Origin of the sequence: Nocardioides okcheonensis (assembly GCF_020991065.1) — a bacterium.
Lineage (GTDB): Bacteria > Actinomycetota > Actinomycetes > Propionibacteriales > Nocardioidaceae > Nocardioides > Nocardioides okcheonensis.
The window spans coordinates 3,640,240-3,662,899 of sequence record NZ_CP087710.1; the positions used below are offsets into that span (position 1 = coordinate 3,640,240).

The window sequence follows — 22,660 nt, forward strand, 5'->3', positions numbered from 1 at the left end:
TCAGCCCTCGTCCGTGGTCGGCAGCGTGCACGTGTCGCCGGCGGCGAACGACGGCGAGGCGACGCAGTCGGTGGAGGTCTGGAGGCGCGCCATCGTCGCCTGCGTCTGCTCGGTGGTGCGCTCGAGGTCGTTGCTGAACTCCTCGACCGAGCCGCTCATCCCGCGCAGCCCGGCCGCCATGTTGAGCAGCTCCTCGCGGATCCGGACGTGGGCCATGTTGACGTTGGTGGCGAGGCGGTAGCCGCCGGTGTAGGAGTCACCGAACGCGGTGTCCTGCACGGGCGTGACCTCGTCCTTCTCCATGCCGAGGGCGGCGAGGTCGAAGGACTCCATCAGGGACTGCGTGGTGTAGGGATCGATGTTGAGCCCCACCATCGTCTGGGTGAGCAGTTCCCTGTCTTCGAGCGGCAGCATGGTCTGTCCTTTCCCCCGGGTGACATGGCCGAAACCCACTTTATGCGGGTGATCTCGGCGGCGCAGCATCTCGGTCCCGTCGCCCACCCGGGCCCCGGTATGGTCGCGCCATGCTCGCTCGGGGAACCCGTCTTCGTCCGCTCGTCGCTGCCGGGCTCGCGGTGGCCGTCCTGGCCAGCGGGTGCGGGTCGTCCGGTGACGGCGCCGACGACCCTGCCGACGCGGCGTCGGGTGCGGCCTCGGGGTCTCCCTCGCCGTCGCCGTCGGAGTCGGAGTCACCGGAGCCGATCGAGGGCCTGCCGACGTCCTACCCGCCGGCGGACGGCCCGCGGATCAAGGTGCCGGGCGCCAGCATCCACGCGCTGTCGACCTACCGGCACGTCACCGACTACGGCGTGCTGCAGGGGTGGGGCGACGGGCAGAGCTCGGTCACCTTCCTGCCCGACGTCAACGTCGCGACGTCGCTGGAGGCGTTCGAGCGCGACTGGGTGCAGGACAGCGGCGGCCCGAAGAAGCAGGTCGCGCAGGAGGAGGCCGTCGCGGGCGGCAAGTACCGCGCGTGGCACCGGCTCGACACCACCAGCGACCCGGTCCAGGAGATCCACACCTACGGGATCCTCTTCCTGGACTCGGCATGGTTGATCAGGATCACCTTCGAGAAGCGGGGGTTCCCGGAACCGCTCGACGAGGAGGGGCAGCAGGAGGTCATCGGTCGGCTGCTGGCCAGCTTCAAGACCGACCTGGACTGACCGGCCCCAGCGTCCGGCCCCAGCGTCCGGCCTCAGCGTGCGCGGCCCGGGGTCAGTCGCAGGCCCACGGTGCCGAGGTCGACGGTGACCGGACCCGCCGCCCGCTCGACGCTGCCGTCGACGCCGAGGCGCACGACCCACTGCTGGTCGCCGTCGGAGTAGGTCGCCAGCAGGTGCTCGTCGTCCTCCCAGACCACCTGCGTGGCGATCCCGACGACGCGGTCGCGGACCGGGGTGACCTCGAAGTCGACGACCGGGCGACCGGTCGTGGCGTCCAGGACCGACACCCCCGACTCGTCGCCGCCTGCGCCCGGGTCGCTGGCGCCGAACGCGACGAGGAGGCTGCCGTCGGGGCTGAACTGGCCCAGCTCGCGGTCGCAGTCGGTCCACAGCGGGTCGGCGGAGCGCGAGCGCCCGTCGAAGGTGGCGGCGCAGGACCGTCCGTCGTCGACGGCGGTGCTGCCGGCGACCATCCCGGTGGCGGGGGAGGCGCTCTGCGCGCCCTCGAGGCCGTCGTACGGGGTGAGCTGCTCGCCGTTGGCGACGAGGTAGGAGATCGTGCCGGTCGCCTGGTCGAGCCGGTAGGTCAGCACCTCGTCGTCGGAGAGGAAGCCGACCGTGCCGACCTCCGAGCCGTCGGGGCCCTGGGTGACCGCAGCCCACGGACGCTCCGGCTCCTGGCGTGCCGTGTCGTAGTTCATGACGAACCAGGTGTCGACCCCGTCGAACGACGCCACGGCGTAGCGCGACCCGTCGGGGGAGACGGTGAACAGGCTGTTGCCCTGCGTGCTGTCCTCGACCTCGAGGTCCGCGGTCAGCCGGTCGAGCGTCCAGCGACCGTCCCCGTCCTGCCGCGCGGCGAGCCAGCCGTCGCCGTACGGCGTGGCCTGCTCGTAGGCCTCCGGCAGCGCGACGACCTCGTCGCCCAGGGTGACGGTCCGCGCGGTCACGTCGGTCAGCGGAGTGCCCGGGCCGGCACCGACGGTCGCGCTGCGCGGGTCGACCCGCACCGTGCCGACGACGCCGGGCGTACGGTCCACCGGCGGCTGCTCGGTGCGACGGACCGGTCCGTCGAGCGCGAGCCCGACCGGGACGGCGACGGCCAGCGCGGCCGCGACGGCCACCCCGGCGGTGACGCGGCGGCGGACCTGGATGCGGCGGGCGCGGCGGCGCACGCCGTCGAGCGTGAGGGCGCGGGGTGCAGCGGCTCGACCCGGCGGGCGAGCGCGTCGTGGACCTGGTCCTCGAGGGGCGAGTGGTTCATCGGACGTCGTCTCCGGACTCGTGGGGGTTGAGTGACTGGGGCGCGCGTGCGCGCAGCGCGGCCAGCGCCCGGCTGGCCTGCGACTTGACCGTCCCCGTCGAGATGCCGAGCACGTCGGCGATCTCGGCCTCGCTCAGCTGCTCGTAGTAGCGCAGCACCACCACGGACCGCTGCTTCGGCGGCAGCGTCTGGACGAACGACCACAGCTCGCCGCCGAGGCCGTCGTCGTAGCTGTCGCTGGCCCCGGCCTCCGGCAGCCGCTCGGTCGAGTGCTCGCGGCGCTTCCAGGCCCGGCGCCACAGCGAGTTGTGGTCGTTGACCATCACCCGGCGGACCCAGCCGTCGAGGGCGCCGTGGTCGCGGATGCGGTCCCACGAGAGGTAGAGCTTCGCGAAGGCGTTCTGCAGCAGGTCCTCGGCGCCGGCGTGGTCGCCGGCGAGGAGGTAGGCGGTGCGGTAGAGCGCCGCCTGGCGGGCAGCCATGTAGGCCGAGAAGTCGGCGTCCCTGCCCGACCCCCGTGGCACCTCCGCCTCGGTCCTCGTCGTCACTGCTCCGTCCATCCTCACGGACCCTTCGATCATCCTCGTGGTGCCCCGCTCCGCGCTGCTGCCGGTGGTTCGCGCGTGTCGCGCGGCGGGTTCGTCGCGATGAGGACGCGGACGGCGCCGGGACGGTTGCATCCGGGAGCGGACCCGGTGTTGCGGGGCTTGGACCGCGTTGCGAGGCTCTGCGGTGACACCCCCTCGTGCAAGGAGGCACACAGATGCAGCAGGTCAAGGCAGTGGTCGCGCTGGCCAAGGGCGAGCCGGTCCAGCTCACCACGATCAACGTCCCCGACCCGGGCCCGGGGGAGGCCGTGGTGAAGGTGCAGGCCTGCGGGGTCTGCCACACCGACCTGCACTACCGAGAGGGCGGCATCAACGACGACTTCCCGTTCCTCCTGGGCCACGAGGCGGCCGGCGTCGTCGAGGCCGTGGGCCCCGACGTGACGTCCGTGGCCCCCGGCGACTTCGTGGTCCTCAACTGGCGCGCCGTGTGCGGCGACTGCCGGGCCTGCAACCGCGGCGAGCCGCAGTACTGCTTCGCCACCCACAACGCGACCCAGAAGATGACCCTGGCCGAGGGCGACCTCGCCGGGACCGAGCTCTCGCCGGCGCTGGGCATCGGCGCTTTCGCGGAGAAGACGCTGGTGGCGGCCGGGCAGTGCACGAAGGTCGACCCGTCCGCCCGCGCCGCCGCGGTCGGGCTGCTGGGGTGCGGCGTGATGGCCGGGCTCGGTGCCGCGATCAACACCGGCAACGTCGGTCGCGGCTCGACCGTCGCCGTCATCGGCTGCGGCGGTGTGGGTGCCGCCGCGATCGCGGGTGCGGCGCTCGCCGGCGCGGCGCGGATCATCGCCGTCGACATCGACGACCGGAAGCTGGAGACCGCGAAGAAGCTCGGCGCGACGCACACCGTGAACTCGAAGGAGAACGACGCGGTCGAGGCGATCCGGTCGTTGACCCCGCCGGCGGACGGCACGGGCCACGAGGGCGGCGCCGACGTGGTCATCGACGCCGTCGGGCGCCCCGAGACGTGGAAGCAGGCGTTCTACGCCCGCGACCTGGCCGGGACCGTCGTGCTCGTCGGCGTGCCCACCCCGGACATGAAGGTCCCCGAGATCCCGCTGATCGACGTCTTCGGTCGCGGCGGCTCGCTGAAGTCGTCGTGGTACGGCGACTGCCTGCCCTCGCGCGACTTCCCGATGCTGGTCGACCTCTACCAGCAGGGTCGTCTCGACCTCGACGCCTTCGTGACCGAGGAGATCGGCATCGAGGACGTCGAGGCCGCGTTCGAGAAGATGCACGGCGGCGACGTGCTCAGGTCTGTGGTGGTCCTCTGATGACGGCGCGAGTGGACCACGCGGTCGTGTCCGGGACGTTCTCGCTCGACGGCGAGACGCACCAGGTCGACAACAACGTGTGGGTCGTCGGTGACGACGAGCAGTGCCTGGTGATCGACGCCCCGCACGACGTGGACGCGATCATGCGCGTGGTCGGTGACCGCGCGGTGAAGGCGATCGTGTGCACCCACGCCCACGACGACCACGTCCGGGTCGCCCCGGCGCTGCGGGTCGCCACCGGCGCGCCGATCCTGCTGCACCCCGACGACCGCCCGCTGTGGGAGCTCACCCACGGCGGCGACGAGCCGGGCGCCGAGCTCTGGGACGTCGACCTGTCCGACGGGATGACCCTGACCATCGGCGGTGCTGCGGTCACGGTGATCCACACCCCCGGCCACGCGCCGGGGGCCGTGTGCCTCTACGTCCACGACCTCGGCTGCGTCTTCACCGGCGACACGCTGTTCGAAGGCGGCCCCGGCGCGACCGGGCGCTCCTACTCGGACGCCGACGTGATCAAGGAGTCGATCCGTCGCCGGCTGTTCGACCTGCCCGACGAGACCGTCGTGCACACCGGTCACGGCGCGGACACCACCATCGGCGCCGAGAAGGCCAACGTCTGACGCCACCCCGGCTCCGGCCCCCGGCGTCCCGCCTCGACCGGTCAGTCGTCGAGGACCCAGTCGCCGCCGGCCGAGGTCGGGACTCCGGCCCCCGGCGTCCCGCCCTCGACCGGTCAGTCGTCGAGGACCCAGTCGCCGCCGGGGCCGAGGTCGGGTGGGGGAGGCGCGGGCCGCACCGGACGGAGCGCCACCGCGCGGCGAAGGCGCTCCTCGCGCACCTCGTCGAGGTGGATCGCCTCCGCGACCAGCTGGGGGCGTGCCGGGTGGTCGACGGGCGTCCCGCGCACCCGACGCAGCACCCGACGCCAGGGAGCGTGGTGGTAGCGCACCCGCGGCACCTGCCAGCGCCGGGACCGGGCCCGCCATCGCGCATCGAGGCCGGTCGTCATCGCGTCCCGGGGCACCCACCACCCGGTGACCTCGAGGTCGACGTGCGCCGGGTACCGCCGGCGACCCCGGTCGCGCCCGCCGTCGTCGCGCATCGGCTCCACCTCGGCACCCGTCTCCTCGTCGAGGAGCCGGACGCGCACCCGCGCGAGCCGCAACATCTCCACGACCACGTCGGCCCGCGGGCTCGTGCGCGCGGTCTCCCACCGGGCGACCCGCGACTGCGAGACGCCGAGGATCGCCGCCAGACCCCGCTGCGAGACGTCCAGGATCCGCCGGACGCGTCGTACGAGCCCCGGCACCCCGCCGTCGTGCGGCCCGAGCAGGTACGCGTCGACCTCGGCGTCGGTCCACTCGCTCATCGCTTCCGGATCGACCCGCTGCACGCTGATCGTCATCGGTCCTCCTCCACGGCCGGGTGTCGTCCGTCGATCCCACTCCCGGCCACCGACAACGACGAGTCCGTCCTCCACAGGCATTCTTCGTCCACAGCTCTGTGACCCCGAAGTGGTCCACGCTGGCCGGTCCCGTTCCGCGGCACAGGTGCCGGAGCCCCCCCCTCTGGCGACAGTGGCACCTGAGTCGCTGAGCGACTCAGGTGCCATGGCGGGCCGAACCCCGGCGGGCCGAACCGGGGCGGCTGACGGGGCGACGCGACGTCACCCGGCTGGCGTCGGCGCTACCGTCGAGGGATGAGCGAGCCGTTCGTCCCCGCAGGCTTCGAACCACCTCGGTCCCTGGTCGCGCGGGAGTTCCGCCTCGAGCCGCTCGGGCCGCAGCACAACGAGTCCGACCTGGCGGCGTGGTCCTCCAGCATCGAGCACATCCGCGCGACCCCGGGCTATCCCGACGGGCGGTGGCCCCCGCTGGAGGGGATGAGCGCCGAGGACAACCTCGCGGACCTGACGCGGCACGCAGGCGACTTCGAGGCGCGGCGCGGGTTCACCTTCACCGTCCTCTCGACTTCCTCCGGCGAGGTGATCGGGTGCGTCTACCTCTACCCGTCCGCCTCGCCCGAGCACGACGTCGAGGTGCAGTCGTGGGTCCGAGCCGACCACGCCCGTCTCGACGAGGCGCTGGCCGGTGCCGTGCGGGACTGGCTGGCGGAGGCCTGGCCGTGGCTTCGGCCAGACCGACACGGACGACCCTGAACCGGAGCAGTGCTCCCACGCTGCACGCGCGTCCGGCTCGGCCTCATGTCTGGCTCGGCCGCACGTCAGGCTCGACCGCACGTCTGGCTCCGCCGTACGTCCCGCCACAACGCGCACCGCCCGGGCCGGCCGGGCACCCCTCCGCGACCCGCGCGGCGCGTGTCACGATGAGTCGGTGGCATCGAGGAGTCGTGGCGGGTGGTCGTGGCGGGCGCGGGGGAGCGCCGCTGGTCTCGTGCTGGCCCTCGCGGCGTCGCTCGCCGGGTGCGACAGCAGCGGTGGCGGCGAGGAGTCGTCGGGCGAGGCCCAGCCTGCCGGCGGCGCCGCGTCCGACGCGGCGGCTGAGGCGCCACCCGGCCCGTCCGAGGAGCTGGGGCTGGTCGAGGGCTGGGGACCCGACCGTGCCGAGCTCGATCGTGCGGCCGACCAGGTGGCCCGGCTGAGGCTCCCGGACCTCGCAGGTCAGCTGATCGTCGCGTCGTGGTCGGGGACCCGCGCGCCCGTGCGGATGGTGCACGACCTGCACCTCGGCGGGGTGATCGCGTTCGACGCCAACGTCGAGTCGGCCGGGCAGGTCCGGGCGGTGAACCGGGCGCTCGCGCGCTCGGAGCGCAAGCGGGGGTGGCCGCTGTTCCTCGGGGTCGACCAGGAGGGTGGCGTGGTCGAGCGGCTGCGAGGCGTGGCCACCCGCTTCCCCACCTTCATGAGCACCGGCGCCGCCGGGGACGCCGACCTGACGCGGCGGGCGTACGCCGCGAGCGGCGCGGAGCTGCGCGGGCTGGGCTTCACCGTCGACTTCGCGCCCGACGCGGACGTGACCTCCGGGCCGGGGGATCCGACGATCGGGTCCCGGTCCGCCTCGTCCGACCCGGCTCTCGTGGCCGAGCACGTCGTCGCGGCGGCAGGCGGCTTCTCGAGCGCGGGGGTGCTGCCGGTGGTCAAGCACTTCCCGGGCCACGGGTCCGTGCCCGCCGACAGCCACGTCACGCTCCCCGTGCAGACGAAGACCCTCAGGCAGCTCGAGCGCTCCGACCTGGTGCCGTTCCGCGAGGCGGTCCGGGCGGGGCTGCCCGCGGTGATGGTCGGTCACCTCGACGTGCGCGCGGTCGACCGCGGGGTCCCGTCGTCGCTGTCCCGTCCCGTGGTGACCGGGCTGCTGCGCGACGACCTCGGGTTCGGCGGCCTGGTCGTGACCGACGCCCTCGACATGGCGGGCGTCACGCGGGGGCGCGACGCGGGCCGCGCGGCCGTGCAGGCGGTCCGGGCCGGCGCCGACGTGCTGCTGATGCCGCCCTCGCCCGCGCTCGCCCGGACGGCCCTCGTGCGGGCGGTCCGGTCCGGCGCGCTCCCGCGGCGGCGCCTGGAGCAGGCCGCGGCGCGGCAGGTCGCCCTGCTCACCCACCTGCGCGACGGCGGAGGAGCGACCGGGGGAGCCACCGGTGGAGCCACCGAGGGAGCCACCGAGGGAGCCACCGAGGGAGCCACCGGGGCGGCTCGGGCGGCCTCCCGCGAGCTCTCGGCGGCGGCGGTGACGGTGACCGACGGCGCCTGCACCGGCCCGCTCGTCGGGGCGAGCGTCCATCCCTACGGCGACTCAGGGGCGGTGGCGGCCTTCACCGCCGCGGCCGCCGCGCCGGGCTGGAGGTGCTGCTGCGCCGTTCGCCGCCTGCGCGGCTGGTGCGCGCGCACCCCCGGCCGGAGCGGCGCCGGCACGAGGGGCGCCGGCACTACCGCGAGCGCCGTCGCGAGTGGAGGCGTGACGAGGTGCGTCGCGAGCGGCGCCTCGCCCGCTGGACCGCGCAGGAGGACGCGCGCCTCCCGGTCGGGACCTCGGTGGGATTCACCGGCTACCACGACGCTCCGGTCGACGGTGAGGTCGCCGTCGCCACCGACAGCCCGTGGGTGCTGGGCCAGGTCGCCGCGCCCACCCGGATCGCGACCTACGGGGACACCCCGGCGGCGATGGACGTGCTCGTCGAGGTGCTGCGCGGCGAGGCCGCGGCGCCGGGACGGCTCCCGGTGACGGTCCCGGGCGTCGGCCGAGCCGGCTGCTGACCCGTCGTCGGCGAGCAGGGCGCAACGAGCAGGGCCCGACGAGCAGGGCGAGGCGTCAGAACGGATCGACGAGGAGCGCGGTGCCGCGACCGGCCACCCGCGTCAGGACGATCGTGGCCTCGCGCTCGCCGGACAGCGCCAGCCGCTTGCGCAGCTCCTCCGGCACGACCTGCACGCCGCGCTTCTTGATCGTGAGGCGACCGACGCCGCGCTCGTGCAGCGCGGCGCGGAGCTGCCGCTCCCGGTAGGGGAGCTCCTCGAGGACGCGGTAGCCGCGGGCGAACGGGGTGCGGAAGGACTCGTCGGAGGTGACGTAGGCGATGTGCTCGTCGACCAGCCCGCCGCCGACCCCCGCAGCCACCGCGGTGACCAGGCCGGCGCGGATCACCGCGCCGTCGGGCTCGTAGAGGTAGGCGCCCACGTCGCGCACGTGCGTCGCGTCCTCGCCGGCGGCGGGGGAGTCCTCGTCGGTCAGCGTCGCCAGCCCGGTGGCGCCGATGACGGTGGCCCTCCGGTCGGTGGTGGACAGGTCGGGGGACCACAGCACGGCCTCCTTGACCTCCCCGCCGTCGCTGACCCACTCCGCCTCCACCCCGGGCGGGACCAGGTCGTGGTCGATGCCGGGCGCGACCTTCACCAGGGCGCGCCGGGCGAGCAGGTCGAGCACCCACGGCCACGGAGGGGTCCAGCCGTCGACGTCGAAGACGCGGCCGCGGCCGCTGCGGCGGGCGGGGTCGGCGAAGGCGGCGTCGAAGCCGCGCGGGTCGAGCGCCGTGGCGTCGCCGGTCTGGACCGCGCCCGGCAGGCCGAGGGCGTCCAGGTTGGCCCGCGCCATCGCGGCGCGGACCGGGTCGAGCTCGACGCCCGCGGCGATCAGCCCGGCGCGCGCGCGCCACCAGGTCGCCGCCGATCCCGCAGCCGAGGTCGACGACGCTGCCGCCCGGGATCGCGGCCGCCAGCCGTGCGGCCCGGTGCGCCGCGACCCGCGCCCGGGTCGACTGCTCGAGCGCGTCGGGGGTGAAGAACATCAGGCGTGCGGCCTCGCCCAGCTTGGCCACCCCCCGCTCGCGCAGCTGGGCCTGGGTCGTCGCGGCCGCGGCCCGCTCGGGGTCCGGCTCGACGCGGCGCACGGCGCCGGCGACCCGGACGGGATCGCCCGCGTGCTCGGCCCACGCCTGCGCGGCGACCTCCAGCAACCGGGTGCCGTCGGAGGTGCGCAACCACGCCAGCGTCTCGAGCTCCACGCCCGCATCCTGTCAGGCGGCGCGGACGTCGGTCGGGTCGGGAACGGCCTGTGCTAGCACTCGGTTGGGGAGAGTGCTAGCGTCAGCCTTGGCACTCTCACCCCGAGAATGCCAATGCCCGTGGCTCCGGCTCGATCCCCGCGACGGCGTGCCGATCACTCCACGGGACCACGTCCTGAAGAAAACGTGCCAGAGAAAGTGGAGGTTGATCCGAAGTGTCGGTCAACATCAAGCCCCTCGAGGACCGCATCGTCGTCCGCCCGCTCGACGCCGAGCAGACCACCGCCTCCGGCCTGGTCATCCCGGACACCGCGAAGGAGAAGCCCCAGGAGGGCGAGGTCCTCGCGATCGGCCCCGGTCGTGTCGACGACAAGGGCAACCGCGTCCCGGTCGACGTCGCGGTGGGTGACAAGGTCATCTACAGCAAGTACGGCGGCACCGAGGTCAAGTACGCCGGCGAGGAGTTCCTGATCCTCTCCGCCCGCGACGTCCTCGCCGTCGTCTCCTGACGCACCTGGCATCCCGGCCGGCTTCGTGCCGGCCGGGATCCGTGCACGTCAGGCCCTGATCAACCCTTCCTAGGAGCACACAGATGCCCAAGATCCTGGAGTTCGACGAGAACGCCCGCCGCGCCCTCGAGCGCGGCGTCGACGCCCTCGCCAACGCCGTCAAGGTGACGCTCGGCCCCAAGGGCCGCTACGTCGTCCTCGACAAGAAGTGGGGCGCCCCCACGATCACCAACGACGGTGTCACCGTGGCTCGCGAGATCGAGCTCGACGACCCGTTCGAGAACCTCGGTGCCCAGCTCACCAAGGAGGTGGCCACCAAGACCAACGACGTCGCCGGTGACGGCACCACCACCGCCACCGTCCTGGCCCAGGCCATGGTCCACGAGGGCCTGCGCGCCGTCGCGGCCGGCGCCAACCCGATGGGCCTCAAGCGCGGCATGGACGCGGCGGCCGAGGCCGTCGGCGACGCGCTGCGCGAGGCCGCCCGCGAGGTCGAGTCCCGCGAGGACATGGCGTCCGTCGCCACGATCTCGAGCCGCGACAGCCACATCGGCGACCTGCTCGCCGAGGCCTTCGACAAGGTCGGCAAGGACGGCGTGATCACGGTCGAGGAGTCCAACACCATGGGCACCGAGCTCGAGTTCACCGAGGGCATGCAGTTCGACAAGGGCTACATCTCGGCCTACTTCGTCACCGACCCGGAGTCGATGGAGGCCGTCCTCGACGACCCCTACATCCTTCTCCACCAGGGCAAGATCTCCTCGATCCAGGAGCTGCTCCCGGTCCTCGAGAAGGTCATCGCCACCGGCAAGCCGCTCTTCATCCTCGCCGAGGACGTCGACGGCGAGGCGCTCTCGACGCTGGTCGTCAACAAGATCCGTGGCACGTTCAACGTCGCCGCGGTCAAGAGCCCCGCGTTCGGTGACCGCCGCAAGGCGATGATGCAGGACCTCGCCGTCCTCACCGGCGGCCAGGTGGTCGCCCCCGAGGTCGGCCTCAAGCTCGACCAGGTGGGCCTCGAGGTCCTCGGCCAGGCGCGTCGTGTCGTCATCACCAAGGACAACACCACGATCGTCGAGGGTGCGGGCGACGCCTCCGCCGTCGAGGGCCGGGTCAACCAGATCAAGGCCGAGATCGAGAACACCGACTCCGACTGGGACCGCGAGAAGCTCCAGGAGCGCCTCGCCAAGCTGGCCGGCGGTGTGTGCGTGATCAAGGTCGGCGCCGCCACCGAGGTGGAGCTGAAGGAGAAGAAGCACCGCATCGAGGACGCCGTCTCCGCGACGCGTGCCGCGATCGAGGAGGGCATCGTCCCCGGCGGTGGCTCCGCGATCATCCACGCCGTGTCGGTGCTCGAGGACAACCTCGGCCTGACCGGTGACGAGGCCGCCGGCGTCCGCGTGGTCCGCAAGGCCGCCGACGAGCCGCTGCGCTGGATCGCCGAGAACGGCGGCGTCAACGGCTACGTCGTGACCGCCAAGGTCCGCGAGCTCGGCGTCGGCAACGGCTACAACGCCGCCACCGGCGAGTACGGCGACCTGGTCGCCCAGGGCGTCCTGGACCCGGTCAAGGTCACCCGCTCGGCGCTGGTCAACGCGACCTCGATCGCCGCGATGCTGCTGACGACCGAGACCCTGGTCGTCGACAAGCCCGAGGACGAGGAGCCGGCCGCCGCCGGACACGGTCACGGCCACGGCCACTGATCCACCCCTCTCCGACGAGCCTCGAGGCCTGCTCTTCCCGGGCAGCCTCGGGGCTCGTTGCCGTCTGCCGTGGGGGCGGCCCAAGGAAACTCCAAGAGCCAGCGCCTAGCGTCGTGCGCGCTCGGGATCAGGGTGGCGCACCGCGTCACGTGGGGAGCTCCGGGGAGTGGGCATGGACGAGCACGAACGACGCACGGATCCGCACGAGCTCGACCCGGAGGTCCCGACCTTCGCGCGTCGGACCCTCCTTCGGGTTACCGCCATCGGCGCGGCCGGGGCGGGGGTCACCACCGCCGGCGCCCTCGCCGGCCCGCCCCTCGCCCGGCGGGGACTGCTGAGTCCCGACGGCATCTTCTCGGCCGCCGGCACGGCGCTCGGTGACACCGTCTTCTACCTCGAGGCGTTCCCCACCAGCCCGTTGATCCTCGAGCCCTTCACCGACCGGCTGCCGATCCCCCGGGCGCTCGCGCCCGAGCCCGACTCGGCGTACAAGGGCTGGACCGACCCACCCGGCCCCGGCAACGGTCAGCAGAACTCGATGCGCAACGAGCGCCACCAGATGTGGCCCAACATGGTCGGCTCCCCGGACCCGATCGTCTACAAGATCGAGCTGCTGGTGCGGGGACACTCCTTCACGTCCTCCAAGGTGCTCCCGATCGACAAGAACGGGCGCCCGGCCAAGTCGTTCGACGCCACCGGCAAGGTCTACGCCGCCGGCCAGGTCCGCACGCTGCCGATGAGCACGATCTACGGCTTCAACGGGACCTTCCCGGGACCGATGATCAACGCCGAGTACGGCAAGCCGGTGCTGGTCCGGTTCGTCAACAACCTCCACGAGAACCCGTTCGAGCTCGACCGGCAGGACTTCGGTTCGCCGGACTGGTCGTTCCTCACCCACCTGCACAACGCGCACACGGCACCCGAGAGCGACGGCAACCCGCACTACTCCAGGACCGCCGGCCCGTACGCCAACGGGTACCTGCCCGGCGCCTGGGTCGACAACCTGTACCTCAACTGGCCCGCGGGCGGCGACGACACCGAGAAGCAGAGCTTCTTCTGGTTCCACGACCACCGCATGGACCAGACGGGCAGCAACGTCTACAAGGGCATGGTCGGGCTGTATCCGATCTACGACCCGAAGAACGGGATGGACATGGGCGACGAGCGGCAGGGCCTGCGCCTGCCGGGCGTACGCCACGACCACGCCGACGGGTCCTTCGACGTCGACTACGACATCCCGCTCGCCTTCTACGACACGCGCCTCGACGACGGCGTCACCACCCACAAGGACATCCACGACATCGAGGGCGACTTCCCCGAGGCGAAGAACCCGGCCAAGCACCCGGAGTGGTGGGGCAAGACCTTCTTCAAGCACTTCCCCAACCACGGGTTCGTCGGCGACATCTTCACCGTCAACGGCACCGCCTACCCGGTGATGGAGGTGAAGCGCCGCAAGTACCGCCTCCGCTTCCTCGACGCCTCGATCGCCCGCATCTACGACTTCCAGCTGATGAGCTCGACCCAGGGCCCGAGGTCCGCGGTGTCGCTCGGCTACACCGGTGACGACCTGCAGGGGCAGTACCGGATCCCCGACGGCCAGCAGTGCATGAAGTTCACCCAGATCGCCTCTGACGGCGGGCTGCTGCCGTTCCCCATCGAGCGTGACAACTTCGAGCTGTGGCCGGCGAAGCGGCGCGAGGTGATCGTCGACTTCAGCCGCTACCAGGACGGGACGCCGACGACCAAGGGCGACGTGGTCTACCTGACCAACGTGATGCGGATGCCGGACGGCCGGATGTGGAGCAACTCGCTGCGCTCCACGCCGGACCCCGCCTACAAGGTGCCGGTCCTGAAGTTCGTCATCGGCGACGTCGCCGAGGACAACAGCGTCGTCCCGCAGCAGATGCGCCCGCTGCCGCCGCTGCCGCCCAACTGGAAGTCCATGATGGACAACCGCCTCGTCTTCGAGGTCAAGCGCGGCAGCCTCGGCGGTGAGGTCGAGTGGCTGGTCAACGGGCAGGCGTTCACGCCGGAGTCGGTGGCGCGCAGCCTGAAGAACCCGGCGGGCAAGACCCCGCTCGCGATCCAGAAGAAGGGCAGCTTCAACCTCTGGGAGATCCGCAACGGCGGCGGCGGCTGGGTCCACCCGTTCCACCTGCACATGGAGGAGCACCGCACCGTCATGCGCGGCGGCAAGGACGTCTCGCTCAAGGCGGACCCAGGACATCCCGAGGACATGTCGCGCGAGGACCTGGTCGCGCTCGACCCCGGTGAGTCGGTCATCGTCTACCGCGGCTTCCGCGACTTCGTCGGGCCCTACGTGGCGCACTGCCACAACCTCGCCCACGAGGACCACGCCATGATGTTCGGTTGGGCGATCTCGCCGTGAGCACCGTGTCGATGGCGCGGCGGGCCCCCGTGGCAGCGGAGGAGCGGGGCCCGACGACACGCGCGGTGCCGTGGCTGTCGGTCGTGCTGCCGCTGGCGGTCCTGCTGGCGCTGGCCGACGAGTTCTGGGTCGTGGTGCTGCGCACGAGCGTCGGGTCCATCGAGCGGACCTCTGCGCCGGCCCTCAGCTGGCTGCGCGAGTCGGTGGAGCTGCTCCCGGTCTACGTGGTCGCGGTGGTGGCGGCACTCGCCGTCGCGTGCCGATGGTGGGGAGACCGGCCGCGCGGTCGTGGTCCGGTCCTCGGGACGATCGTGCTCGTGGCCCTCGCCGCCGCGGTCGCCGCCGGGACGATCCTGCTGGCGAGCTCGCTGTGGGACTACCACCTCCAGAGCCTCGCGCTGGTCCACCACGTGGAGGACCACGGCGGCTGCGACAGCGCCTGCCTGGCGGCCCGGGAGAGCGCCTCGCTGGCCGTGCAGCTGCGGGCCGTGGCGGTCGGGTTCGCCCTCATCCTCGCCACCGACCTGGCACTGGTCGCGTGGGCGGTGGCGCTGCGCGGGGGCCCGCTCCCCGCCGCCGTCCGCCGTCGGGGCGCCACCGCCACGGAGGCCCGCCCGGCAGTCCTCGCCCTGGCCCTGCTGCTCGTCGGCTCGGGCCTGGTCCACGCGGCCGTCGTGCCCGAGCACCTGGACGAGTGGTGGGCCGCCGGTGTCTTCTTCGTCGTCGTCCTCCTCGCCCAGCTCGCCTCGGCGCTCTGGGTGTGGCGACGCCCCGGGCGGGCGGCCCTCGTGACCGCAGCCGTCGGTTCCGCAGCGCTGCTGGTCCTCTGGGCGGTGTCCCGAGCCGTCGGCCTGCCCCTCGGCCCGGAGGCCGGGGAGCCCGAGGCGGTCGGGCTGGCCGACCTCTGCGCCGGTGTTCTCGAGCTCGCCGCCGTCCTGCTCTGCGTCGCCCTCCTCAGGACCGGGCCGGAGGCGCGCCCCGGCGCGCGCCGGTCGCCGCACCTGCGGGGCATCGTCCTCGCCGGCATCGTGGCGCTCACGGTGCTCGGGATCGGCGGCAGCACGCTGCCCGGCGTGGACCTGCTGTCCGGGACGGGCGGCCACGCGGAGGTGGACGCCGGTGATGGTGCCGAGGGGACCGGGGCCACGGACTGACGTGTGACACCGGTGTTACGTGGGCGGACGTCCGGCGAAACATCGGCCGGGCAGCATCGACCCCATGCTGTGGAGAGTGCGGACGACCCTGGAGGACCGACCCGGTGCGCTGGCCGGGCTGGCGGTGCGCTGCGGTGAGGCGGGCGTCAACATCCTCGGCCTGCAGGTCTTCCCGGGCGTGGACCGGGTCACCGACGAGCTGGTCCTGCGCACCCCCGACGACTGGGAGCTGGGCGACCTCGCCGCGCTGGTCGAGGGCGCCGGCGGCAGCCGGGTGAGCGTGCTGCCCTGTACCGACGCCGCGCTGGGCGACCAGCCCACCCGGTACGTCCTCGCGGCCCGCGCGATCCTGGCGCACCCGGCGGGCTTCCCCGAGGTGGTGGCCCGGCTCTTCGACGCCGAGACCGACCCCGCCGACCTCGGCGCGGTGATGGACGGCATGGACCTCGAGATCGGCGACGTGCAGGTCCAGCTGCGGCGCACCGCCCCGTTCACGGCTGCCGAGCACGCCCGCGGGACGGCGCTCGCCGAGCTGGTGGGCGACGTCCTCGCCGCGGCCGCGCACGACGGCGCACCGTCCCCCGGCGCCGCGAGCACCGACGAGCCCCGGATCGAGACCACGGCCGGCGCCGTCCGCGCGCTCGTCGGTGCGGTCGCCGTCGGCACCGCGACCTGGCTGGTCGACCCCGACGGGTCCTGGCACCTCGACCTGGCCGTCGACCCGGCCTGGCGGCGGCGCGGGCTCGGCTCCCGGCTGCTCCTCGAGACCTCGCGCGCGGCGCGGGCGGCAGGGGCGTCCGAGCTCGTCGTCCGCACCGCCGCCGACAACCCGGCGGTGCTCCCGCTCGTGCTCGGCAGCGGGCTGCGCGGGCGGATCCGGATGGGCGCCGACGACCTCACGGTGCGCATCCCGCTGCGGCGGCTCACGCCCGCCTAGGCGGCGCGGGCCCACCGCCTCGCCGCCGGCTGAGCGGACGGACCCCGTCGCGGTCAGCGTCCCCAGATCGTCCGGTACGGCGTGGAGCAGTCGACGTCGACGTCGACGGGGTCGACGGAGTTGAGGTGGTAGATCCGGTAGCGGTCGCAGGCGGTGCGGATGAACTGGTACTTGCGGATCAGGCTGTACTCGATCGGCCGGGTCCCGAGCTCGCTCCACGTGTTGATGTAGGTGGCCTCGACGAACCACGCGGGGGAGTCCGGGCCGGTCAGCACCCGCTCGAGGTCGGTGAGGCCGGGGTCGAGGGTGCGCATCGGCAGCGACCAGAGGTACGGGTACGGGGAGGTCCTGCCGGTCGCCCACTGGATGTCGGCGCGGCCGCCGTAGACCAGCACCCGGTCGCCGGGCGCCGCCGCCGCGGCGATCGCCTCGCCGGTGCGGACCTCCACCGGGACCCGGCCGTGCACCCAGGTGACCGTCCAGACGGCCAGCGACACGACGCTCGAGCCGACCAGCAGCACGAGCGCCGGGCGCGCCACCCGGAGCCGGACCGGCCGCAGCCGCTCGTGGGTGACCAGCAGGGCGAGGGCGAGGGCCACCGGGGGGATCGGCACGAAGAGGTACGGCGTCCAGTAGCTCCCGCTGACCGCCACCCCGGCGAGGTCCGCGGCCAGCATCGTGGCCACCGCCACGGTGGCCACCGCGTCGAGGCGCACCAGCCCGCGCAGCCGGACCAGCAGCCAGACCACGACGCCGAGCATGCCGATGCCGACGAAGACCGCGAGGAGGGTGCCGATCCGGCTCTGCGCCCCCGAGCTGTCCTGGCTGGCGATGATCCGGCTGGCGTCGGAGCGGAACGACACCGAGGCGTACCAGAGGGTGCGGAGCCGGACCCCCGCGGCGAGCGCCCAGCCGACCACGAGCACGACCGGGACCAGCCCGCCCAGGACGGCGGCGACGCCGAAGCGGGCGACCGTGCGCCACGGCCGGTGGCGGGCGAGCGCCGTCCCGACCAGGAGGACCACGCCGAAGACGATCCCGCCGAGGATGCTCTGCTTGAAGCCGACCGCGAGGACGGCGAGCCCGCCGGCCCAGGCGGCGTCGCCGGCCGAGGCGCGGCGAACGGCGCGCAGCGAGAGCCAGCAGGAGGCGAGCACCAGCGGGATGCCGAACAGCTCGCCCTTCGCCGCGACCGGGTCGATCTCGGCGTTCGACACCAGCGCTGCGGTCGCCACCGCCACCCACCCTGCCAGCCGCCGGACGTCCGCCGGGTCGACCACGCCGGCCCGGGCGGCGAGCTCGCGGGTGGCCGCGGCCGCGGCGAGCACCAGCAGCGAGCAGCACAGCGCCCCGACGAGGCGGTGGGCGTACGCCCCGCCGAGCGCGTCGCTGGCCTGCATCAGCCAGATGATCGGGGGCGGCCGGTCGACGAAGGTGGGGCCGTAGAGCGAGTCGGGCTCCGGGCGCCAGCCGCGCGCGACGAGCAGGAACCCGGCCTCGTCGGGCCGCAGCGGCCAGAGCAGCCCCGGGAAGCGGGCCACGAACGCCGCGAGGGCGGCCAGCCACACCACGCGTCCCCGCCCCATGGCGACACCTTCTCACTGCGGGCCCGCTGCGGCCGGTTTGCCTCATGTCCGCGCCGCGGGAGCCGAAGAGAACCCTGAGTGGGGCGGGCCTCGTCGCTGCCGCAAGGCACGGACCTCCCCCGAGACCAGACCGGCGGCGCCCATGACCAGGAACATCTTCGTCTTCTCCGGAGGCGGCTCTCGGGGAGCAGCGCAGATCGGGATGCTGCGCGCGCTCCTCGGCGCCGGGTTCGTGCCCGACGTCGTCGTCGGGGCGTCGGTCGGCGCCATCAACGCGTGCTCCCTGGCCTACGACCCCACCCCCGAGCGCGTCGAGCGGATCGCCGACCGGTGGATGTCGATGCGGGCGCGGGACATCACCGGGTCGCGCGCGGCCGTCCCGGGCAACCTCGTCCGCCTCCGGCCGTACCTGTTCTCCTCCGAGCGCCTCCAGGACCTGGTCGCCTCCTGGATCCCGGCCCAGCGGCTCGAGGACCTCCCGGTGACCGCGATCGTCGCCACGACCAACCTGGACACCGGCCGGGCCCACCACCACACGCAGGGCGCGCTCGCCGACCTGCTCGCCGCGTCCGCCGCCATCCCGGCGGTGTTCCCGCCCGTGGTGCTCGACGGCGCCGACGGCCCGGCCCCCCACGTCGACGCCGGCATCTCGGAGAACCTGCCGCTGTCCGCCGCCGCCGCGATCGCCGAGCCCGGCGACCGGGTGTTCGTGCTCGACGTCACCAAGCCGCCGGCCGCGCGCTCGCTGCGCTCGCCCCTCGACGTGCTCATCGGGTCGCTGGCCGTCTCCATCCACCACCGCTCGGCCGCCGTCCTCGCTCCCGGGGTCCAGGTCGTCAGCTGCGTGCTCGACCGCACCTTCTACTGCGGCACGATGCTCGACTTCACCCACACCGGGACGCTGTTCCGCCTGGGCGAGGCGGCGGCGCTCGACGCCCTCCTCGACGCCGACGTGAGCGCCTGAGCGCGCCGCCGTAGGATTGGGGGCGTGGAGATCCCCGAGAAGTTCGCCGCCCTGGGCCTCACCTACGACGACGTGCTGCTGCTGCCGGGGGAGTCGGACCTGGCTCCCAGCGACATCGACACCACCACGCGGCTCACCCGCGAGATCTCGATCCGGGTGCCGCTGATCAGCGCGGCCATGGACACCGTGACCGAGGCGCGGATGGCGATCGCGATGGCGCGCGAGGGCGGCATCGGCGTGCTCCACCGCAACCTGTCGATCGAGGACCAGGCGCGCCAGGTCGACCTGGTCAAGCGCACCCAGACCGGCATCATCTCCAACCCGGTCACCATCGGGCCCGACGCGACGCTCGAGGAGCTCGACCGGCTGTGCGGCGAGTACCGCGTCTCCGGCCTCCCGGTCGTCGACGTCGACGACCGGCTGCTCGGCATCATCACCAACCGCGACCTGCGCTTCACCCCGGTCGCGGAGTGGGCCACCACCAAGGTGAACGAGGTGATGACGAGCGAGGGCCTGATCACCGGCCACCCCGGCATCTCCCGCGACGAGGCGACCGCGCTGCTGCGCGCCCACAAGCGCGAGCGGCTCCCGCTCGTCGACGACCAGGGCCGGCTCAGCGGCCTGATCACGGTCAAGGACTTCGTCAAGGGCGAGCAGTTCCCGCACGCCTCCTACGACGCCGACGGCCGGCTGCTGGTCGGTGCCGCGATCGGCTACTTCGGCGACGCGTGGGAGCGCGCCACCACCCTGGTCGAGGCGGGCGTCGACGTGCTCGTCGCCGACACCGCCCACGGCCACGTCCACCTGCTGCTCGACATGGTCCGGCGGCTCAAGACCGACCCGGCCACCCGTCACGTCCAGGTCATCGGCGGCAACGTCGCCACCCGGGAGGGGGCGCAGGCGTTCGTCGACGCCGGCGCCGACGCGGTCAAGGTGGGCGTCGGGCCCGGCTCCATCTGCACCACCCGCGTCGTCACCGGCGTCGGCGTCCCGCAGGTGACGGCCGTCTACGAGGCCTCGCTGGCCACCAGGCCGGCCGGCGTCCCGCTGATCGCCGACGGTGGCATGAAGTACTCCGGCGAGATCGCCAAGGCGCTGGTCGCCGGCGCGGACGCCGTGATGGTCGGGTCGATGCTGGCCGGCTGCGAGGAGTCGCCCGGCGACGTGGTCTTCGTCAACGGCAAGCAGTTCAAGTCCTACCGCGGGATGGGCTCGCTCGGCGCGATGAGCAGCCGCGGCAAGAAGTCGTACTCCAAGGACCGCTACTTCCAGGCCGAGGTCGCCAGCGACGACAAGATCGTGCCGGAGGGCATCGAGGGCCAGGTCGCCTACCGCGGCCCGCTGTCCGCGGTCGCCCACCAGCTCGTCGGCGGGCTCAACCAGTCGATGTTCTACGTCGGTGCCCGCACCATCGCCGAGCTGCAGGAGAAGGGCCGCTTCGTCCGGATCACCAGCGCGTCGCTCAAGGAGAGCCACCCGCACGGCGTCCAGATGACCGTCGAGGCACCCAACTACTCCGGGATGTAGCCGAAAGGACCCTTCCCCTGCGGCCCGGGAGCGCCTAGGTTCTCGTCTCGTCAGGGGATCGGGCCCCAGGCCGAGGCGGGAGCAGCAGCACAGGGACTCGATCCCGGGAATCATCTCGGGAGGAACACACGTGCGCGCACGCATCTGGGCAGCCACCGGCACCGCCGGTCTCGTCGCCCTCGCCATACCGGCCCTGTCCGTCGCGGCTCCGGCGGGGCAGGACACCGTCACGCCGCAGCAGCAGGCAGCCCTCGACCTGGGCCTCCAGGTCGCACCCAAGGAGACCGACGCCGCCGCACTGACGGCGAAGGCCAACCCCAACCCCTACCTCGCCAACCTGCCCGACCTGGGCGACGCGAACTACTTCGCCTGGAACAAGCTCATGCACGCCCAGGCCGAGAAGCGCGCCGACTCGGCGAAGCTGGCCGCCAACCGGCGCCAGGCCTTCGGCTCCGGGGGCGCCTCCGCGAAGGCGGTGCCGACCCCGTTCGTGCACGACGAGGAGGAGCCCGCCGGCACGGCGGGGTCCAACGACACGCACGCCAACGCCGAGCCGATCCCGGAGTTCGGCACCGCGGCCTCGCGGCTGCCGGCCGTCCGGATCCTCGGCGACCTCGCCGCCCCGGCCACCAGCGCGCCGCGCACGGTCACCACGGCCGAGGACCAGGGCGCCATCCCGATCGCGACCGACACCGGCATCGCCGGGACCGGCAGGGCGACCGTCACCTCGGTGCTCGGCGACGGCCCGCACGGCACGACCGGGGACGGCACCAACGACTTCGACTTCTACGCCGTCGACGTCGCCCAGGGCCAGACGCTCACCGCCGACACCGAGGGGAGCCCCAGCACCACCGACACCATCCTCGTGGTCTACGCCGCCGACGGCACCCCGCTCGTCGCCGACGACGACAGCGGCACCGGGGTGCTGAGCAGCCTCAGCTACACGCCCGCCGAGGCCGGCACCTACTACGTCATGGTCGGCGGCTACGCCCTCGACCCGCTGCCGGCCGACCCGTTCGACTCCGGCAGCGGCGCCGGCGGCGCCGACGTGGGCGACTACAAGCTGTCCGTGGCCAGCCAGCAGCTCGACGCCGACTTCTACTCGCTGCGCCTGCGCCCGGGTGACGTCATCGGCTCGACCTCCGAGGGCTCGGCCACCGGCCTGAAGGTCCGCACGCCGTCCGGCGAGGAGCGGGTGGGCGGTGTCGGCACCGACGCGTCGTCGCTCTACCCGCCGACCTCGCCGCTGCCCGGAGGCGGCAACACCACGATCGCCTACGTCGCCGAGGAGGCCGGCTGGTACTCCGTCCAGGTGTCCGGCGGCACCGGCGCCTACGACGTCACCGTCGAGGGCTACCGCCCCGGCACCCAGGGTGACCGCGGCCGCACCCAGACCGTGCTGCTCGACTTCGCGCCTGGCCGGGTCAACACCGGCACCTGGGGCGGACCGGGCCAGCGCACCGTCTCCCCGTTCTCGGCGTTCGTGCCGCAGTGGGGCATCGGCCGCGCCGACGCCCGCAAGGTGGAGAACCGGATCACCAACGTGGTGCGCCGCAACCTGCAGGCCGAGCTCCAGGCCGGCGGGCTCAACCCCGCGGTCAACGTGCAGGTGCTCAACGCCCGCACCAACCCCGAGCTGATCGGGCAGGAGAACGTGTCGCGGATCTACGTCGCGGGCTCGATCGCCGAGACCGGCATCTCGACGATCGGCATCGCGCAGTACATCGACCCGGGCAACTACGGCCACCAGGACGAGGCGATCGTGCTGCTCGACGTGCTCAGCGCGCCGGCCGGCCCGGCGTCGTCGCTCAACACCTTCATGAACGCCTCGAGCGACCGCGTGACGTTCGTGTCCGAGGCCGTGGGCAACGTCGTGGCCCACGAGGTCGGCCACACGATCGGCAACTACCACACCGACAACGCCGACGAGATCGGCAACATGATGGACAGCGGTGGCGCGAACTTCGCCACCAACCTCTACGGCGTGGGCCCGGACGGCATCGGCGGCACCGCCGACGACGACAACGTCCGGTTCGTCACCGACACCTACTCGCCGGTGGAGGGCTTCACCGGCCTGGAGGACACCCTCAACGTCAGCGCCTGGGCCTACGCCGGACGCTGACAC

At 73.3% G+C, this 22,660-nt stretch carries 20 protein-coding genes; 14 read left to right on the top strand and 6 right to left on the bottom strand.

Going from position 1 to position 22,660, the window contains the following annotated elements; all coding sequences use genetic code 11:
- Window positions 1-414, bottom strand: coding sequence for a hypothetical protein (locus tag LN652_RS17730; protein ID WP_230441904.1), 414 nt, complete (start codon window positions 412-414; stop codon window positions 1-3).
- Between the two features lie 110 nt (window positions 415-524).
- Here LN652_RS17730 and LN652_RS17735 point away from each other — a divergent pair, with 110 nt between their 5' ends.
- Window positions 525-1,163 carry a hypothetical protein gene (locus LN652_RS17735; protein WP_230441905.1) on the top strand — a complete coding sequence of 213 codons (639 nt, stop codon included), beginning with the start codon at window positions 525-527 and terminating at the stop codon, window positions 1,161-1,163.
- Window positions 1,164-1,195: 32 nt separating this feature from the next.
- On the opposite strand, the gene LN652_RS17740 is transcribed toward LN652_RS17735, so the two are convergent.
- Entirely contained in the window at window positions 1,196-2,338 is a 1,143-nt protein-coding gene (locus LN652_RS17740; protein WP_230441906.1) for a hypothetical protein, read from the bottom strand.
- An 85-nt stretch (window positions 2,339-2,423) separates the two neighbouring features.
- Window positions 2,424-2,975 carry a SigE family RNA polymerase sigma factor gene (locus LN652_RS17745; protein ID WP_230441907.1) on the bottom strand — a complete coding sequence of 184 codons (552 nt, stop codon included), beginning with the start codon at window positions 2,973-2,975 and terminating at the stop codon, window positions 2,424-2,426.
- 215 nt (window positions 2,976-3,190) lie between these two features.
- On the opposite strand from LN652_RS17745, the gene LN652_RS17750 reads away from it, so the two are divergent.
- Both LN652_RS17750 and LN652_RS17755 read left to right on the top strand, forming a co-directional pair.
- Window positions 3,191-4,309: an S-(hydroxymethyl)mycothiol dehydrogenase gene (locus LN652_RS17750; protein ID WP_230441908.1), complete on the top strand. Its 1,119-nt coding sequence runs from the start codon at window positions 3,191-3,193 to the stop codon at window positions 4,307-4,309.
- Window positions 4,309-4,929, top strand: coding sequence for an MBL fold metallo-hydrolase (locus tag LN652_RS17755; RefSeq protein WP_230441909.1), 621 nt, complete (start codon window positions 4,309-4,311; stop codon window positions 4,927-4,929). The genes LN652_RS17750 and LN652_RS17755 overlap by 1 nt, the downstream gene beginning before the upstream one ends.
- Before the next feature lie 113 nt (window positions 4,930-5,042).
- On the opposite strand, the gene LN652_RS17760 is transcribed toward LN652_RS17755, so the two are convergent.
- Entirely contained in the window at window positions 5,043-5,714 is a 672-nt protein-coding gene (locus tag LN652_RS17760; RefSeq protein ID WP_230441910.1) for a helix-turn-helix domain-containing protein, read from the bottom strand.
- Between the two features lie 294 nt (window positions 5,715-6,008).
- Here LN652_RS17760 and LN652_RS17765 point away from each other — a divergent pair, with 294 nt between their 5' ends.
- Window positions 6,009-6,467 carry a GNAT family N-acetyltransferase gene (locus LN652_RS17765; RefSeq protein WP_230441911.1) on the top strand — a complete coding sequence of 153 codons (459 nt, stop codon included), beginning with the start codon at window positions 6,009-6,011 and terminating at the stop codon, window positions 6,465-6,467.
- A gap of 235 nt (window positions 6,468-6,702) precedes the next feature.
- Entirely contained in the window at window positions 6,703-8,490 is a 1,788-nt protein-coding gene (locus LN652_RS17770; protein WP_230441912.1) for a glycoside hydrolase family 3 protein, read from the top strand.
- A gap of 87 nt (window positions 8,491-8,577) precedes the next feature.
- Here the strand turns inward: LN652_RS17770 and LN652_RS17775 are convergent, their stop codons facing one another.
- Window positions 8,578-9,357, bottom strand: coding sequence for a THUMP-like domain-containing protein (locus tag LN652_RS17775; RefSeq protein WP_230441913.1), 780 nt, complete (start codon window positions 9,355-9,357; stop codon window positions 8,578-8,580).
- On the opposite strand from LN652_RS17775, the gene LN652_RS17780 reads away from it, so the two are divergent.
- The 6 genes from LN652_RS17780 (at window position 9,344) to LN652_RS17805 (ending at window position 16,458) form a co-directional block, all read left to right on the top strand.
- Window positions 9,344-9,823, top strand: coding sequence for a hypothetical protein (locus LN652_RS17780; RefSeq protein ID WP_230441914.1), 480 nt, complete (start codon window positions 9,344-9,346; stop codon window positions 9,821-9,823). The genes LN652_RS17775 and LN652_RS17780 overlap by 14 nt on opposite strands.
- A gap of 158 nt (window positions 9,824-9,981) precedes the next feature.
- Window positions 9,982-10,275, top strand: coding sequence for a co-chaperone GroES (groES, locus tag LN652_RS17785; RefSeq protein WP_211733286.1), 294 nt, complete (start codon window positions 9,982-9,984; stop codon window positions 10,273-10,275).
- 83 nt (window positions 10,276-10,358) lie between these two features.
- Window positions 10,359-11,978, top strand: a complete 1,620-nt coding sequence (gene groL / locus LN652_RS17790; RefSeq protein WP_230441915.1) for a chaperonin GroEL — start codon at window positions 10,359-10,361, stop codon at window positions 11,976-11,978.
- A gap of 172 nt (window positions 11,979-12,150) precedes the next feature.
- A complete protein-coding gene (locus tag LN652_RS17795; protein ID WP_230441916.1) occupies window positions 12,151-14,367 on the top strand; it encodes a multicopper oxidase family protein in 2,217 nt (738 codons plus the stop codon).
- Entirely contained in the window at window positions 14,364-15,521 is a 1,158-nt protein-coding gene (locus LN652_RS17800; RefSeq protein ID WP_230441917.1) for a hypothetical protein, read from the top strand. The genes LN652_RS17795 and LN652_RS17800 overlap by 4 nt, the downstream gene beginning before the upstream one ends.
- Before the next feature lie 76 nt (window positions 15,522-15,597).
- The gene (locus LN652_RS17805) at window positions 15,598-16,458 is read left to right on the top strand and encodes a GNAT family N-acetyltransferase (RefSeq protein ID WP_230441918.1); all 861 of its coding nucleotides are present in this window, start codon (window positions 15,598-15,600) and stop codon (window positions 16,456-16,458) included.
- A 53-nt stretch (window positions 16,459-16,511) separates the two neighbouring features.
- Here the strand turns inward: LN652_RS17805 and LN652_RS17810 are convergent, their stop codons facing one another.
- A complete protein-coding gene (locus LN652_RS17810; protein WP_230441919.1) occupies window positions 16,512-18,044 on the bottom strand; it encodes a hypothetical protein in 1,533 nt (510 codons plus the stop codon).
- A gap of 142 nt (window positions 18,045-18,186) precedes the next feature.
- On the opposite strand from LN652_RS17810, the gene LN652_RS17815 reads away from it, so the two are divergent.
- From LN652_RS17815 to LN652_RS17825, 3 genes are all read left to right on the top strand, one after another.
- Complete coding sequence (locus LN652_RS17815) at window positions 18,187-19,008, top strand: patatin-like phospholipase family protein (RefSeq protein ID WP_230441920.1); 822 nt, start codon at window positions 18,187-18,189, stop codon at window positions 19,006-19,008.
- 24 nt (window positions 19,009-19,032) lie between these two features.
- A complete protein-coding gene (gene guaB / locus LN652_RS17820; protein WP_230441921.1) occupies window positions 19,033-20,535 on the top strand; it encodes an IMP dehydrogenase in 1,503 nt (500 codons plus the stop codon).
- A gap of 130 nt (window positions 20,536-20,665) precedes the next feature.
- Window positions 20,666-22,657, top strand: a complete 1,992-nt coding sequence (locus tag LN652_RS17825) for a pre-peptidase C-terminal domain-containing protein (RefSeq protein WP_230441922.1) — start codon at window positions 20,666-20,668, stop codon at window positions 22,655-22,657.
- Window positions 22,658-22,660 lie beyond the last annotated feature (3 nt).